The 14,336-nt window shown below is 68.7% G+C and carries 13 protein-coding genes; 4 read left to right on the top strand and 9 right to left on the bottom strand.

The genetic code is table 11. From position 1 onward, the window contains the following. Positions 1-155: 155 nt before the first annotated feature. The 4 genes from qcrB to ctaE form a co-directional block, all read right to left on the bottom strand. A complete protein-coding gene (gene qcrB, locus OG207_RS30580) occupies positions 156-1,781 on the bottom strand; it encodes a cytochrome bc1 complex cytochrome b subunit (RefSeq protein ID WP_329102804.1) in 1,626 nt (541 codons plus the stop codon). Next, a complete protein-coding gene (gene qcrA / locus OG207_RS30575) occupies positions 1,778-2,833 on the bottom strand; it encodes a cytochrome bc1 complex Rieske iron-sulfur subunit (RefSeq protein ID WP_329102802.1) in 1,056 nt (351 codons plus the stop codon). The genes qcrB and qcrA overlap by 4 nt, the downstream gene beginning before the upstream one ends. Further along, the gene (gene qcrC, locus OG207_RS30570; RefSeq protein ID WP_266597481.1) at positions 2,830-3,639 is read right to left on the bottom strand and encodes a cytochrome bc1 complex diheme cytochrome c subunit; all 810 of its coding nucleotides are present in this window, start codon (positions 3,637-3,639) and stop codon (positions 2,830-2,832) included. The genes qcrA and qcrC overlap by 4 nt, the downstream gene beginning before the upstream one ends. 76 nt (positions 3,640-3,715) lie before the next feature. Next, positions 3,716-4,336, bottom strand: a complete 621-nt coding sequence (gene ctaE, locus OG207_RS30565) for an aa3-type cytochrome oxidase subunit III (RefSeq protein ID WP_150257120.1) — start codon at positions 4,334-4,336, stop codon at positions 3,716-3,718. Between the two features lie 199 nt (positions 4,337-4,535). Between ctaE and OG207_RS30560 the strand changes: the two genes are divergently transcribed. Further along, positions 4,536-4,937, top strand: coding sequence for a hypothetical protein (locus OG207_RS30560; RefSeq protein ID WP_030016445.1), 402 nt, complete (start codon positions 4,536-4,538; stop codon positions 4,935-4,937). A gap of 156 nt (positions 4,938-5,093) precedes the next feature. Here the strand turns inward: OG207_RS30560 and OG207_RS30555 are convergent, their stop codons facing one another. The 4 genes from OG207_RS30555 to ctaC form a co-directional block, all read right to left on the bottom strand. Continuing rightward, positions 5,094-6,341, bottom strand: a complete 1,248-nt coding sequence (locus tag OG207_RS30555) for a L,D-transpeptidase (RefSeq protein ID WP_329102797.1) — start codon at positions 6,339-6,341, stop codon at positions 5,094-5,096. Positions 6,342-6,466: 125 nt separating this feature from the next. Then, complete coding sequence (locus OG207_RS30550; protein WP_030291781.1) at positions 6,467-6,865, bottom strand: cytochrome c oxidase subunit 4; 399 nt, start codon at positions 6,863-6,865, stop codon at positions 6,467-6,469. Beyond that, the gene (ctaD, locus tag OG207_RS30545) at positions 6,862-8,592 is read right to left on the bottom strand and encodes an aa3-type cytochrome oxidase subunit I (protein ID WP_329102795.1); all 1,731 of its coding nucleotides are present in this window, start codon (positions 8,590-8,592) and stop codon (positions 6,862-6,864) included. The genes OG207_RS30550 and ctaD overlap by 4 nt, the downstream gene beginning before the upstream one ends. Further along, positions 8,589-9,563, bottom strand: a complete 975-nt coding sequence (gene ctaC, locus OG207_RS30540) for an aa3-type cytochrome oxidase subunit II (RefSeq protein WP_266597468.1) — start codon at positions 9,561-9,563, stop codon at positions 8,589-8,591. Before ctaC ends, ctaD begins: the two co-directional genes overlap by 4 nt. A gap of 283 nt (positions 9,564-9,846) precedes the next feature. On the opposite strand from ctaC, the gene OG207_RS30535 reads away from it, so the two are divergent. Continuing rightward, on the top strand, positions 9,847-11,226 hold the full coding sequence (locus tag OG207_RS30535) for a cysteine desulfurase/sulfurtransferase TusA family protein (RefSeq protein ID WP_329102794.1): 1,380 nt from the start codon (positions 9,847-9,849) through the stop codon (positions 11,224-11,226). Positions 11,227-11,424: 198 nt separating this feature from the next. Here OG207_RS30535 and OG207_RS30530 read toward each other — a convergent pair whose 3' ends face one another. Next, positions 11,425-12,399 (bottom strand): carbohydrate kinase family protein, encoded by a 975-nt coding sequence (locus tag OG207_RS30530; RefSeq protein ID WP_030012930.1) that lies wholly within the window; start codon positions 12,397-12,399, stop codon positions 11,425-11,427. A 131-nt stretch (positions 12,400-12,530) separates the two neighbouring features. Here OG207_RS30530 and OG207_RS30525 point away from each other — a divergent pair, with 131 nt between their 5' ends. Both OG207_RS30525 and OG207_RS30520 read left to right on the top strand, forming a co-directional pair. Next, the gene (locus OG207_RS30525) at positions 12,531-12,770 is read left to right on the top strand and encodes a hypothetical protein (RefSeq protein WP_030389089.1); all 240 of its coding nucleotides are present in this window, start codon (positions 12,531-12,533) and stop codon (positions 12,768-12,770) included. Between the two features lie 72 nt (positions 12,771-12,842). Further along, positions 12,843-14,303: a hypothetical protein gene (locus OG207_RS30520; protein WP_329102791.1), complete on the top strand. Its 1,461-nt coding sequence runs from the start codon at positions 12,843-12,845 to the stop codon at positions 14,301-14,303. The last annotated feature ends 33 nt before the right edge of the window (positions 14,304-14,336 follow it).

Here is a 14,336-nt window from a genome sequence, read left to right as displayed (position 1 = left end):
CTGCTGTCGGTGGAGGATTCCACGTCTGATGGGTCAGGGTTCAGCCTATCCAGCCCCGGTTACGGCAAAGAGCCCCGTCCAGACACTGGACGGGGCTCTCGCCGTGGCGACACCAGGACTGACCGGAATCAGTCCCTCATGCGTTCATGCGGGGATCAGTGGTGGCCGTGGCCGGACTGGATCTCCTGGTACTCCTCCACCGTGGGCTTCGGGATCTGGTTGCCCTCGGCGTAGAAGCCCTTGCTGAGCTTCGCGCGCAGCTTCTCGGTGGCCTTCACCTTGCGCTCGACACCGTTCTCGTCGACCGTCGGGCCGATCTCGTACGGCTTGTACTGCTCGTGCGCGGTGAGGGTGTGCAGCTTGCCCTGCGGGAGCGGCTCGTGGACCTCGACGAACTCACCGTGCGGCAGACGCTTGATGATGCCGGTCTCGCGACCGTGCAGCACCTTGTCGTGGTCCCGGCGCTGGAGGCCGAGGCAGATCCGCTTGGTGACGATGAAGGCGAGGACCGGGACGACGAAGAAGCCGATCCGGACGAACCAGGTGATCGAGTTGATCGACAGGTGGAAGTACTGGGCGAACATGTCGTTGCCGCCGCCGATGAGGAGCACGATGTACTCCGCGATCCAGGCGACACCGAAGGCCGTACGGGTCGGGACGTTGCGCGGGCGGTCCAGGATGTGGTGCTCGCGCTTGTCGCCGGTGACCCAGGACTCGATGAACGGCCAGACGGCGATCGCGCCGAGCACCAGCGGGAAGAGCAGCAGCGGGATGAACACGCCCAGGACGAGCGTGTGGCCCCACATGTTGATCTCCCAGCCGGGCATGGCTCGGATCAGGCCTTCCGGCATACCCATGTACCAGTCGGGCTGCGCACCGGTGGACACGTGGTCCGGGCGGTACGGGCCGAGCGCCCAGATCGGGTTGATCGAGGCGACGGCCGCGACGGCCGCGATGACACCGAAGACCAGGAAGAAGAAGCCTCCGGCCTTGGCCATGTAGACCGGCAGCAGCGGCATGCCGACGACGTTGTTGTTCGTCTTGCCGGGGCCCGCGAACTGGGTGTGCTTGTGGTAGAAGACCAGGATCAGGTGGGCAACGAGCAGGCCCATCATGATGCCGGGCAGCAGCAGGATGTGCACCGAGTAGAACCGCGCGACGAAGTCGCCGCCCGGGAACTCCCCGCCGAACAGGAACATCGACAGGTACGTGCCGACGACCGGGACGGACAGGATGGCGCCCTGCATGAAGCGGACACCGGTACCCGAGAGCAGGTCGTCCGGCAGCGAGTAACCGGTGAAGCCGGTGAACATGCCGAGGACCAGCAGCAGGAAGCCGAAGATCCAGTTGACCTCACGGGGCTTGCGGAACGCGCCGGTGAAGAAGACGCGCATCATGTGCACGACCATCGCTGCGACGAAGATCAGCGCCGCCCAGTGGTGGATCTGACGGATCAGCAGGCCACCGCGGACGTCGAAGCTGATGTCCAGCGTCGAGGCGAAGGCCTCGGACATCATGACGCCCTGCATCGGCACGTACGAGCCGTGGTACACGACCTCGTTCATGCTCGGGTGGAAGAACAGCGTCAGGTACACACCCGTGAGGATGATGATGATGAAGCTGTAGAGGCAGATCTCACCGAGCATGAAGGACCAGTGGTCCGGGAAGATCTTGCGCATGTTGGCCTTGGCGAGGCTGTAGATGCCCAGGCGGCCGTCCGCCCAGTCCGCTACGCGCTCGCCGGCCGGCGCTTTGCGCTCGTTGTTCTCGCTGGTGCTCATCCGCGCTCCCAGAATGCAGGACCGACGGGCTCTTCGAAGTCGCCGAGCGCTTCGAGGAAGCCTTCGTCATTCACGCCGATCCGCAGCTGCGGAAGCGCGTGACCGGCCGGGCCGAAGATGACACGGGCGCCGTCGGAGAGGTCGAAGGTGGACTGGTGGCACGGGCAGAGCACGTGGTGCGTCTGCTGCTCGTACAGGCTGATCGGGCAGCCGACGTGGGTACAGATCTTGGAGTAGGCCACGATCCCGTCGTGGGACCACTCCAGTTCCTTCTTGTCCTTGATGTCCTCCGGCTGAATGCGGACGATCATCAGGGCGGCCTTGGCGATCTGGACCTGGAAGTCGTGCTGCTCCTCCTCCAGGCCTTCCGGCATGGCGAAGGTGAGCGAACCGACGTACACGTCCTCGGGACGCAGCGGCTCCATCGTGTTCTGGTTGATGAGCAGCTTGCCCTTGGCCCACAGGGTCTTGCGCAGCTTGTCCTCGGGCAGCGGGCCCAGGTCGCGCATGATCATGACGGCGGACAGCGGCAGCATGGCCAGCGCGCCCAGCATCGTGTTGCGGATCAGGGGACGTCGGCCGATGCCGGACTCGTTCGCGCCGTCGGCGAAGTCCTGCAGGACCTGCGCCTTGACCTCGGCCGGAGCGGCGATCTCGTGGCGCTCGGCGGCGACCTCGACGTCGGACATCAGGGTGCGGGCCCAGTGGACCGCGCCCGCGCCGATGCAGAAGAGGGCCACGCCCAGGGTCATGCCCAGGGAGAAGTTGAGCGCGCTGACCTTCCCGATGGGGAAGATGTAGACGATCTTGTCGACCGGGAAGATCACGTAGGACGCGATGAAGGCGATCGTCGCCAGCATCGACAGCGTGAAGAGCATCGCCACGGTGCGCTCGGAGCGCTTCGCCGCCCGCTCGTCGATGTCCTGGATGCGCGGCTTGTGGACCGGCAGGCCCGGGTCGGCGAACGGGTCGTCCGCGACCGCTACGCCGTGGTGGGCGTCGCCCTGCTCGCTCGGCAGGTGCTTGTCTTCGGGAATCTCTTGGCTACTCATGACTTCTTGGCCTTAGCGGTGTGGGCCGCGACCCAGACGGCGACAGCGATCAGCGCACCCAGGGCGAAGATCCAGCCGAACAGACCCTCGGAGACGGGGCCGAGGCCACCGAGCTTCAGGCCGCCGGGGCTGGTCGACTTCTCGCCGTTCACGTTCTGGAGGTACGCGATGATGTCCTTCTTCTGCTTCTCCGGCATGGTGCTGTCGGGGAAGGAGGGCATGTTCTGCGGGCCGGTCTGCATGGCCTCGTAGATGTGCTTCGGCGAGACGTCCTCAAGGTTGGGGGCGTACTTGCCGTTCGTCAGTGCGCCGCCTTCGCCGGTGAAGTTGTGGCACTGCGCGCAGTTGTTGCGGAAGAGCTCACCACCGTTGGCGATGTCGGCGCCCGCCGGGTCGTACTGCTTCGCGGTCGGCGTGATCGGACCTGCGCCGAGGGACGCGATGTACGCGGCCAGCTGGTCGATCTGCGCCTGGTCGTAAATGACGGGCTTCTTCGGCACCTGGGCGCCGGGCTGCTGGGCGGGCATGCGGCCCGTGCTCACCTGGAAGTCGACGGCCGCGGAGCCGACGCCGACCAGGCTCGGGCCGTCAGAGGAACCCTGACCGCCGGTTCCGTGGCAGCTTGCGCAACCCACGGCGTAGAGCTTCTTGCCCTCCTCGATGGCGAGGGACTGGGCGGTTTCATCGGCCTGCGCCTTGCCCGCGGGGGCGAAGGCGGCGTACAGCCCCCCAGTGGCCGCCAGCGCGAGGAGTAGAACGACGACCGCCGCCAGCGGATGGCGTCGTCGTGCGGAGAGCTTTTTCACGGATTACCCCGGTGTCAGGATCTTCTGCGTCGGTGTGTCTGGATGGAGTGCCGGGTCTTGCCCGGTGACGTGTTCGCTACTTGATCAGGTAGATCGTCGCGAAGAGGCCGATCCAGACGACGTCGACGAAGTGCCAGTAGTAGGACACGACGATGGCCGACGTGGCCTGTTCGTGGGTGAACCTCTTGGCCGCGTACGTCCGGCCGAGGACCAGCAGGAAGGCGATGAGACCGCCCGTCACGTGCAGCCCGTGGAAGCCGGTGGTCAGGTAGAACACCGAGCCGTACGGGTTGGACGAGAGGGACAGGCCCTCATGCTTGACCAGCTCGGTGTACTCGAACACCTGGCCGCCAATGAAGATCGCACCCATGACGAACGTGATGATGAACCACGTCCGGAGCTTCTTCACGTCACCGCGCTCGGCGGCGAATACGCCGAGCTGGCAGGTGAGCGAGGAAAGCACCAGGATCGTCGTGTTCGTCGCCGAGAAGGGCAGATTCAGGGCGTCGGCCTGTTCTGTCCAGAACTCGGGACCCATCACGGATCGCAGGGTGAAGTACATCGCGAAGAGGGCCGCGAAGAACATCAGCTCGGAACTCAACCAGATGATGGTTCCGACGCTGACGAGGTTCGGCCGGTTGACCGTCGGGTGCGCGTGCCCGGTATCTACTGTCGTTGCTGTCGCCACGACCGACATTATGTCGGTCGCTTATCCCGCCCTCACCCCGGGGGGTGCCGTTCGGAGTGTCAGGGGCGTGTGCAAGGCCCGAACGGCCCATCAGATGAGTCCTCCGCGCGGCCACCTGCGACATGTTCGAACCGATGTTGACGGCGCACCGGGAGGAGTAGCATCCCGCGCAACATCAACGTGATTCACGGCCACGTGGAGGAACGAAATGCGGGCGACTGCGCGGGTTCTGGTCTACAGCAACGACGCGGGCACCCGGGAGCAGGTGCGGCTGGCGGCAGGACGCAGGCCCGCCGCGGACCTGCCGCCGGTGGAGTTCCTGGAGTGCGCGACGCTGCCGGCGGTCCTGACGGAGCTGGATGCGGGCGGCATCGACGTGTGCGTGCTGGACGGCGAGGCGGTTCCGGCCGGGGGCATGGGGGTGTGCCGACAGATCAAGGACGAGATCTTCCGGTGTCCGCCGGTGCTGTTGCTGATGGGGCGCCCCCAGGACGCCTGGCTGGCCACGTGGAGTCGCGCGGACGCCGCCGTGACCCTTCCGGTGGACCCGGTGCAGTTCGCGGACACCCTGGCGGGCCTGCTGAGGACCCGTCTGTCCCTGGACGCCTGATAAGCCCTTGGGGGCGCCTTGTCGGTCACACCCGGCCCGACCGGCAGGACACCCCTTGTAGGGCCCGCGCGTGCCTCGTAGGGGGGCCGTACGGGTGAACGGGCCGGGAATTTCCCCCCGGACGTCCTCCGGGGGGAGGGGCCGGCCCGGGACGGCTCAGACGGTGGGGCGCAGGCGGGCCTGGTCGACCGGGCTGCGGCCTTCCTGGGTGCCCTTGAGCAGGGCGCTGCCCTGGCGCCAGTCCTTCCAGTCCATGTTCCAGTCGCCGAAGCCGTTGCCGAAGACGTCCATGTCGTCGCCGATGCTGTTGATCACCTGGACGATGTCGCCCTCGGTGATGTTCTCGTAGAACCAGGCGGCGTTGCCGGTGCTCATGCCCGTGCAGCCGTGGCTGACGTTCTCGTAGCCCTGGGAGCCGACGGACCACGGTGCGGCGTGGACGTATTCACCACTCCAGGTGACGCGGGTGGCGTAGTAGACGGGCAGGTTGTAGTACTCGCTGCCGCCGATGCCGACGGTGTCGCCGCGCATCTGTACGAAGTACTGCTTGCCCAGCACCACCTTGATGCCGTTTCGGGTGGAGAAGCCGGGCTTGCCGGTGGTCACCGGAATGGTGTTGATCACTTCTCCGTTGCGCTTGAACGTGAGGTAGTGCGAGGAGGCGTCGGTGGTGACCTCGACCCGGTCGCCGATCTCCAGCTTCAGCGGCTTGGCGACGGCCCCGTGGAGCTCGTCGGTGATCCGGACGCCCTCCAGGTTGCTCCGTACGGATACGGCGGAGTTGGCGGGCCAGTAGTCCTTGGGCCGGTAGTGGAGGTTCTTGTCGTCCACCCAGTGCCAGGCGCCCTCGACTCCGGGCGGGGCGTCGACGACGAGGCCCCGTTCCACGATGGCGCGGGCGGCCTTGTCCTTGACCGGCTCGCTGAGTTCGGCGGTGATGGGCTGTCCGACGCCGTACTTGCCCTCGTCCGGGCCGAACTCGACCTTCAGGATCCCCTTGGACGGGGTGGTGTCGAAGGTGAGCGTGCGCTGCCCGGGGGCGCCCCGCTCGTCCTCGGTGCTCACGGTGACCGTGTAGCGGACGCCTGAGGCCATCGGGGTGGTGCTGTGCCAGCGGTCCCCCTTGGCGCTCAGTTCGCCCGCCAGGCGGCGGCCGTGGGTGTCCACGGCCAGCACGTCGGTGATCCGGCCGCCACCGCTCTTGGCGGTGATTTCGAGGGGCCGGTCGGGGTCCACGGGGCGGCTGCCGGCGCGCTGGTTGAAGGCGACCTGATCGCCCGCGTCGTACGGGCGGGCTGACAGCGGGTTCTTGTCGCCGGACCCGCATGCGGTGGCGCCGGCCCCGAGGGACGCGACCAGCAGGGAGCAGCTGAGTACCGTCCAAAGACGCGGTGAGTGCTTCATGGAGCCAACGCTATGAAGATATGACAATTACGGCGCGCGGGGTGACTGCAAACGAGGGGCCCGGGCTCCTCCTGGAGGAGGTGCCCGGGCCCCAAGTGCGTCGCGGCGCGGCCGCGAAGGTGCTGCTACTGGTTCTGGTTCTCACCGCGGTAGTACTCGTACACCCAGCCCCACAGGCCGATCACGATGATCGGGGCCGAGAAGTACATGAGCCACCAGCCGAAGATGACGCCCATGAACGCGAGCGCGCCGCCGATGCCCAGCGAGAGCGGCTGCCAGCTGTGCGGGGAGAAGAACCCCAGCTCGCCCGCCTCGTCGGCGACGTCGGCCTCCAGGTTGTCCTGGGCCATCTCGTCCACGCGCTTGGCCGTGAAGGCCAGGTAGTAGCCGATCATGACGCTCAGGCCGAAGGCCAGGAAGAGCGCGGTGGTACCGACGGGCTCCTTCGACCACACGCCGTACACGACGGCCATGATCAGGATGAAGAAGGAGAGCCAGAGGAACATCTTGCCCTGGATCTTCACTTGTCGGCCTCCTTGCCGCCGGTGACGGCCTGGGCGGCGACGCTGTGGTCCTCGAGGTGGTCGAGGGCCGCGATCTCAGGGTGGTGCAGGTCGAACGCCGGGGACTCGGAACGGATCCGCGGCAGGGTGAGGAAGTTGTGCCGCGGCGGCGGGCAGGACGTCGCCCACTCGAGCGAACGGCCGTAACCCCACGGGTCGTCGACCTCGACCTTCTTGCCGTACTTGGCGGTCTTCCAGACGTTGTACATGAACGGCAGCATCGACAGGCCGAGCACGAACGAGCTGATCGTCGAGATCGTGTTCAGCGCGGTGAAACCGTCGGCGGCGAGGTAGTCCGCGTAACGACGCGGCATGCCCTCGGCACCGAGCCAGTGCTGCACCAGGAAGGTGCCGTGGAAGCCGACGAACAGCGTCCAGAACGTCATCTTGCCGAGACGCTCGTCCAGCATCTTGCCCGTGAACTTCGGCCACCAGAAGTGGAAGCCGGCGAACATCGCGAACACCACGGTGCCGAAGACGACGTAGTGGAAGTGCGCGACGACGAAGTACGAGTCGGAGACGTGGAAGTCCATCGGGGGCGAGGCCAGGATGACGCCGGTCAGACCACCGAAGGTGAAGGTGACCAGGAAGCCGATCGTCCAGAGCATCGGGGTCTCGAAGGACAACGAGCCCTTCCACATGGTGCCGATCCAGTTGAAGAACTTCACACCGGTCGGTACCGCGATCAGGAAGGTCATGAAGGAGAAGAACGGCAGCAGCACACCACCGGTGACGTACATGTGGTGGGCCCACACGGTCACGGAGAGGCCGGCGATCGCGATCGTCGCGGCGATCAGGCCGATGTAGCCGAACATGGGCTTGCGGCTGAAGACCGGGATGATCTCGGAGACGATTCCGAAGAACGGCAGGGCGATGATGTACACCTCTGGGTGTCCGAAGAACCAGAAGAGGTGTTGCCATAGCAATGCGCCGCCGTTCGCGGCGTCGAACACGTGCGAACCGAACTTGCGGTCGGCCTCCAGCGCGAAGAGCGCGGCGGCCAGCACCGGGAAGGCGAGCAGGACCAGAACACCGGTCAGCAGCACGTTCCAGGTGAAGATCGGCATGCGGAACATCGTCATGCCGGGTGCGCGCATGCAGATGATCGTGGTGATGAAGTTGACCGAGCCGAGGATGGTGCCGAAGCCGGAGAAGGCCAGACCCATGATCCACATGTCGGCGCCGATGCCCGGCGACCGGACCGCGTCCGACAGCGGGGAGTAGGCGAACCAACCGAAGTCGGCGGCGCCGTTCGGCGTGACGAAGCCGGCCACCGCGATGGTCGAGCCGAAGAGGTACAGCCAGTACGCGAACATGTTCAGCCGCGGGAACGCCACGTCGGGCGCGCCGATCTGCAGCGGCATGATCCAGTTGGCGAAGCCCGCGAAGAGCGGGGTGGCGAACATCAGCAGCATGATCGTGCCATGCATGGTGAACGCCTGGTTGAACTGCTCGTTCGACATGATCTGCGTGCCCGGACGGGCCAGCTCGGCGCGCATGAAGAGCGCCAGCAGGCCGCCGATGATGAAGAACACGAACGACGTGACCAGGTACATCGTGCCGATGGTCTTGTGGTCGGTCGTGGTCATCCACTTCACGACCACGTTGCCCGGCTGCTTGCGCCGTACCGGCAGCTCGTTCTCATACGAGTCGGCGGCGGCACCCTGGGATTCGTTGAGGATGCTCACAGTTTGTTCACTTCCGCATTCCGGGCCGGGTCGGTCTGCTGGATACCGGCCGGGAGGTAGCCGGTCTGACCCTTCTCCGCCAGATCCTTCAGGTACGCCCGGTACTCCTCGGGGGAGACCACCTTGACGTTGAAGAGCATCCGGGAGTGGTCAACGCCGCAGAGCTCGGCGCACTTGCCCATGAAGGTGCCGTATTCGGACGGGGTGACCTCGAAGACGTTGGTGTGGCCCGGAATGACGTCCTGCTTGAACAGGAACGGGACCACCCAGAAGGAGTGGATCACGTCGTTCGACGACAGGATGAAGCGGACCTTCTCGCCCTTGGGGAGGACCAGGGTCGGACCCGGGTTGCCCGTCTGGGGGTTCCGGTCGCCCGGGACGCCCTTCTGGTAGACGCCCTCGGCGCCCGCCGGGAAGTCCTTGGTGAAGCGGTCCGGGATGGAGGCGAGCTCCTTCGGGACCGCGCCCGCCTTCGGGGTCGCCGCGTCGCCGTCGACGTTCTCGACGTAGTTGAAGCCCCAGCTCCACTGGAAGCCGATCACGTTGATCGTGTGCGGCGGCTTCGGGGTGAGGGCCAGGAGCTTCGACTCGTCACGCGCGGTGAAGTAGAAGAGCACCGAGACGATGATGAGCGGGACCACGGTGTACAGCGCCTCGATGGGCATGTTGTACCGGGTCTGCGCGGGGACCTCGATCTTCGTCCGGCTGCGCCGGTGGAAGATGACGCTCCAGATGATCAGGCCCCACACGAGGATGCCCGTGACCAGCGCGGCCGCCCAGGATCCCTGCCACAGGGAGAGGATGCGCGGCGCCTCCTCGGTTACCGGAGTCGGCATTCCGAGGCGGGGGAAGTCTTTCCATGTATACGAGCAACCAGTGGCGGTCGCCAGGACCACGCCCGCAGTCAGCGCCTGCAGCAGCTTCCGCCGCATCGGGCGCCGCGGCGAGCGGTCGGAGCCGTAGGGACTCACGTAGCGCCTTCCCGAGAGTCTCGGCCCGCGCGGCCGGCCGCGGCCGTGTTCGGGTCGGTCGCCGGCCCTGACGCAGGCAGGGGTTTGGATGTTTATGCGGACCAAACCCTACTGGACGCTATTTGGGGTCGCGCGGGGAGGGTGCCCAACGCGCCGCTACTGCCCCCGAAGGGATGGATCCGCCGTCCGGGGGACGGTGCGAATGGCCCTGAATGGCGGGCTCCGGAGCCCATCTGACGCCCCCTGACCTCGAACGCTCGGGGGCTGGAGCTAGCGTGGCCGGATGCCGTACTTCGACAGCGCGTCCGCCGCTCCCCTGCACCCCGTGGCCCGCCAGGCGTTGCAGGCCTCCCTGGACGAGGGCTGGGCCGATCCGGCCCGGCTCTACCGGGAGGGCAGGCGCGCCCGACTGTTGCTGGACGCGGCGCGGGAGGCCGCCGCGGAGGCGGTGGGATGCCGGCCCGACGAGCTCGTGTTCACTCCTTCGGGGACGCACGCGGTTCACACGGGGGTGGCGGGGGTCCTCGCGGGGCGCCGGCGCATCGGTGGCCACCTGCTCGTATCGGCGGTCGAACACAGTTCTGTATTGCACGCGGCCGAGGCGCACGGGGCGCGCGGCGGGACGGTGACCGAGGTCCCGGTGGACCGGTGGGGCGCGGTGACTCCCGCCGGCTACGCGCAGGCGCTCGTCCCGGAGAGCGCCCTCGCCTGCCTCCAGTCGGCCAACCACGAGGTGGGCACGGTCCAGCCGGTGGCGGAGGTGGCCGAGGTCTGCGCGGCGGCCGGGGTGCCGCTGCTGGTGGACGCGGCCCAGTCGCTGGGCTGGGGGCCGGTGGAGGGCGCCTGGTCCGTACTGGCCGCGAGTGCGCACAAGTGGGGCGGCCCGCCCGGGGTCGGCCTGCTGGCGGTCCGCAAGGGGGTGCGCTTCTCTCCCCAAGGCCCCGCGGACGAGCGGGAGTCGGGCCGCTCCCCCGGTTTCACGAACCTGCCCGCGATCGTGGCCGCGGCGGCTTCCTTGCGGGCCGTACGGGCCGAAGCGGACGCGGAGGCGGCCCGACTGCGGGTCCTGGTGGACCGCATCCGGCGACGGGTGGTGCGGCTGGTCCCGGACGTGGAGGTGGTGGGCGATCCGGAGCGGCGGCTGCCGCACCTGGTCACCTTCTCCTGCCTGTACGTCGACGGGGAGACGCTGTTGCACGAGCTGGACCGGGCCGGCTTCTCGGTGTCCTCCGGCTCTTCGTGCACGAGCTCCACGCTGACCCCCAGTCACGTGCTGCGGGCGATGGGCGCGCTGTCGGAGGGGAACGTACGGGTGTCCCTGCCGCCGGGGACGCCGGCGCAGGAGGTCAACGCGTTCCTGGAGGTGCTGCCGCGCGCGGTGGCGGACGTACGGAAACGGCTCGGCGTGTCGGAGCCCCCGGCGGTGGCTCCGGTGGCGGACTCCCTGGAGCTCGACGCGCTCGGGCTGCGGTGCCCCCAGCCGGTGATCGAACTGGCCCGGGCGATCGTCACGGTCCCCGTGGGCGGGACCGTCACGGTCGTCTCCGACGACGAGGTGGCCCGGTTGGACATCCCGGCGTGGTGCGCGATGCGGGGCCACACCTATGTCGGCGAGACCCCGCGCGAAACCGGCACCGCCTACACGGTCCGCCGAGCCCTCTGACCGGGCCGGGCCACCTTCAGCCTCACCGGCCCCGATCCGGCTCCGCCGGGCACATCCAGCCCCTCCGGCGTTTGAGGAGCGGGGTCTGGGGCGGAGCCCCAGGAAACCCGGCTCCGCCGGGCACATCCAGCCCCTCCGGCGTGGCTGGAATTGCCCGGGCTCAGCCCCAATGGGCTGGAGTGGGCCCGGGCCCGGCGGTCAGGCGAGGTGGGCGCGGACCTCCGCCGCGGCTTCGTCGCCGTAGGCCTTGGTGAAGCGCTCCATGAAGTGGGCACGGGCCAGGGTGTACTCCTGGGTGCCCAGGGTTTCGATCACCAGCGTCGCGAGCATGCAGCCCAGCTGCGCCGCACGCTCCAGGCCGACGCCCCAGCCCAGACCGGTCAGGAACCCGGCGCGGAACGCGTCGCCGACACCCGTCGGGTCGACCTTCGCGGTCTCCTCCGGGCAGCCGACCACGATCGGGGCCTCGCCGACGCGCTCGATCCGGACGCCGTTGGAGCCCAGCGTGGTCACGCGGGTGCCGACCTTCGACAGGATCTCCTCGTCGGTCCAGCCGGACTTCGACTCGATGAGGCCCTTCTCGTACTCGTTCGAGAAGAGGAAGGTCGCGCCCTCCATCAGGGTGCGGATGTTGTCGCCGTCCATCCGCGCGATCTGCTGCGAGAAGTCGGCGGCGAAGGGGATCCCGCGCGTGCGGCACTCCTCCGTGTGGCGCAGCATCGCCTCGGGGTCGTCCGCGCCGATCAGGACGAGGTCGAGCCCGCCCACCCGGTCGGCGACGGACTTCAGCTCGATCAGCCGGGCCTCGCTCATCGCGCCCGTGTAGAAGGAGCCGATCTGGTTGTGGTCGGAGTCCGTGGTGCACACGAAGCGCGCGGTGTGCAGCACCTCGGAGATCCGGACGGACTCGGTGTCGACGCCGTGCCGGTCCAGCCAGGCGCGGTACTCGTCGAAGTCGGAGCCGGCGGCTCCGACGAGGATCGGGCGGATGCCGAGCTGCCCCATACCGAAGCAGATGTTCGGGCCGACCCCGCCCCGCCGGACGTCGAGGTTGTCGACGAGGAAGGAGAGGGAGACCGTGTGCAGCTGGTCCGCGACCAGCTGGTCGGCGAAACGGCCGGGGAAGGTCATGAGGTGGTCGGTGGCGATGGAGCCGGTGACTGCGATGCGCACGGCGTGGACGCTCCTGCTGAGGACGGCGAGGGACAGTCAAAACTACCCGGTAAGCGGCCCCCGGCTGTACCCCAGAAACTACCCCTTAGTAGGTCTTTCTTCGCCACAGTTCCGATGCCTACGGTGCCTGCATGACCTACACCGACGGTTTCGGCTACTCCGAGTACACCGCCGACAAGCGCGGCGCGGAAGCCCCACGACAGCCCGGTTTCGCCCGTCTGCTGGGTGACTGTGCCCGGATGGCCCCGCACTGGGCGGTCCCGGCGGGTCCCCGGCCGGTCCGGGTGGCCCCTTCGCAGATCCACGGGATCAGCGTCCCGCCGGCCTCGGCACGGCTGATCGCCGCCACGTCCGTGTACGGGGACCAGTAGGAGGGAACCGGTTTCGCTCCCGCTCCGTCACACCCGCATCAGGTACGACGGGACCGGTGAAGGAGCGATGCGGTGACCAGCGAAGGACCCGACGACACAACACGCGGCACACGGCGGCGGCCGGCCTGGGCCGTCGGCTCGATCGCGGCCGCCGTCCTGCTGGCGGGCGGCGGCACCGCGTACTGGGCGTCGACGGCCTACGGCGAAGGTGGGCAGGGCCACCGTACGGGTGACAGCGCGGCCTCCGCGCCCCGCGACGCGGGAGACCCCTCGGGCCCGGGCATCGCGCCGGGGGAGCCCGATCCGTCCGGCGGCGCGGTGGTCTACCGGGCCGACGTGAAGCTTCCGGAGGCCCCGGCAGGCGCGCCCACCTATGCACTGTCCGGTGAGGTCACCTCGGCGGAGGTGGCCCGCCTCGCGGCGGCCCTGGGCCTGCCCGGCGAGCCGCGGCTGAGCGGGGACGTGTGGCTGGCCGGGGAGGCCGCCGACGGCTCCGGGCCCCGGCTCACGGTGGCCCGCACGGCCCCGGGGACGTGGAACTTCGCCCGCTTCCAGGCTCCGGGCAACGGCGGCGGGAACGGTGCCGGGGACGACTGTGTGCGCGGCAAGGACACCTGCGGCCCGGCCACGCTCCCGCAGGACCCGGGGGCGGGTGCGGGCGGCGGGGCCGAGACGGGCACGCCGGTGTCGGAGGAGGCCGCCAAGGCCGCCGCGGCCCCCGTGCTGGCGGCCGCGGGGGTGGAGGGGGCCAAGGCGGACGCCCGGTCCCACCAGGGTTCGGTACGGGTGGTGGCCGCCGACCCGGTGGTCGGCGGGCTGCCCACGCAGGGCTGGTCCACGAAGGTGAGCGTGGGCTCCGACGGCTCGGTGGTGGGGGGCAACGGGGAGCTGAAGGCCCCCGTGCGGGCGGCCGACCAGCAGGTGGTCGGGGCCGTGGAGGCGTTGGCCCGGCTGAACGCGAAGTCGGGCGGCCAGGAGGGCAACCCCGAGCCCAGCGGTTGTGCAAGCGCGGTCCCGCTGGCGGCGGACACCCCGGTGTCGTCCACGGACGCGGTGCCGTGCAACCCGGAGCCGCGGCCGATGAAGCCGCCGCGGACGGAGACGGTGAAGGGCGCCGTGCTCGGGCTGGTCCCCGGCACGGTGAACGGGGCGCAGGGGCTGGTTCCGGCCTGGCTCTTCGAGGTGGCGGGCCAGGGCGGCGCGCCGGGCCGCACGGTGGCCCAGCCGGCTGCGGCCGCCCAGGAGAGCACTCCGGGCCCGAAGGACATGCGCACGGTGACCGGGTTCTCGTACGCGGAGGCCGACCGGAAGCTGACCGTGAACTTCTGGGGCGGTGTGTGCAGCACCTACGCCGTGGAGGCGCGGGAGCAGGCGGAATCGGTGCTGGTGAAGATCACGGACACCCCGAACAAGCCGGGCCAGGCCTGCATCATGCTGGCGAAGGACATGTCCTTGACGGTGCAGCTGCAGCAGCCGCTGGGCGACCGGAAGGTGATCGACGCGGCCACGGGCAAGCCGCTCCCCCGGCAGTAGCAGGGGTCCCGGGCAGGGCCCGGAGCCCGGTAT

This window comes from Streptomyces sp. NBC_01439 (genome assembly GCF_036227605.1).
Classification (GTDB): domain Bacteria; phylum Actinomycetota; class Actinomycetes; order Streptomycetales; family Streptomycetaceae; genus Streptomyces.
Note: the sequence above shows the minus strand (reverse complement) of the source record. Positions and strands in the feature narration are given on the sequence as shown.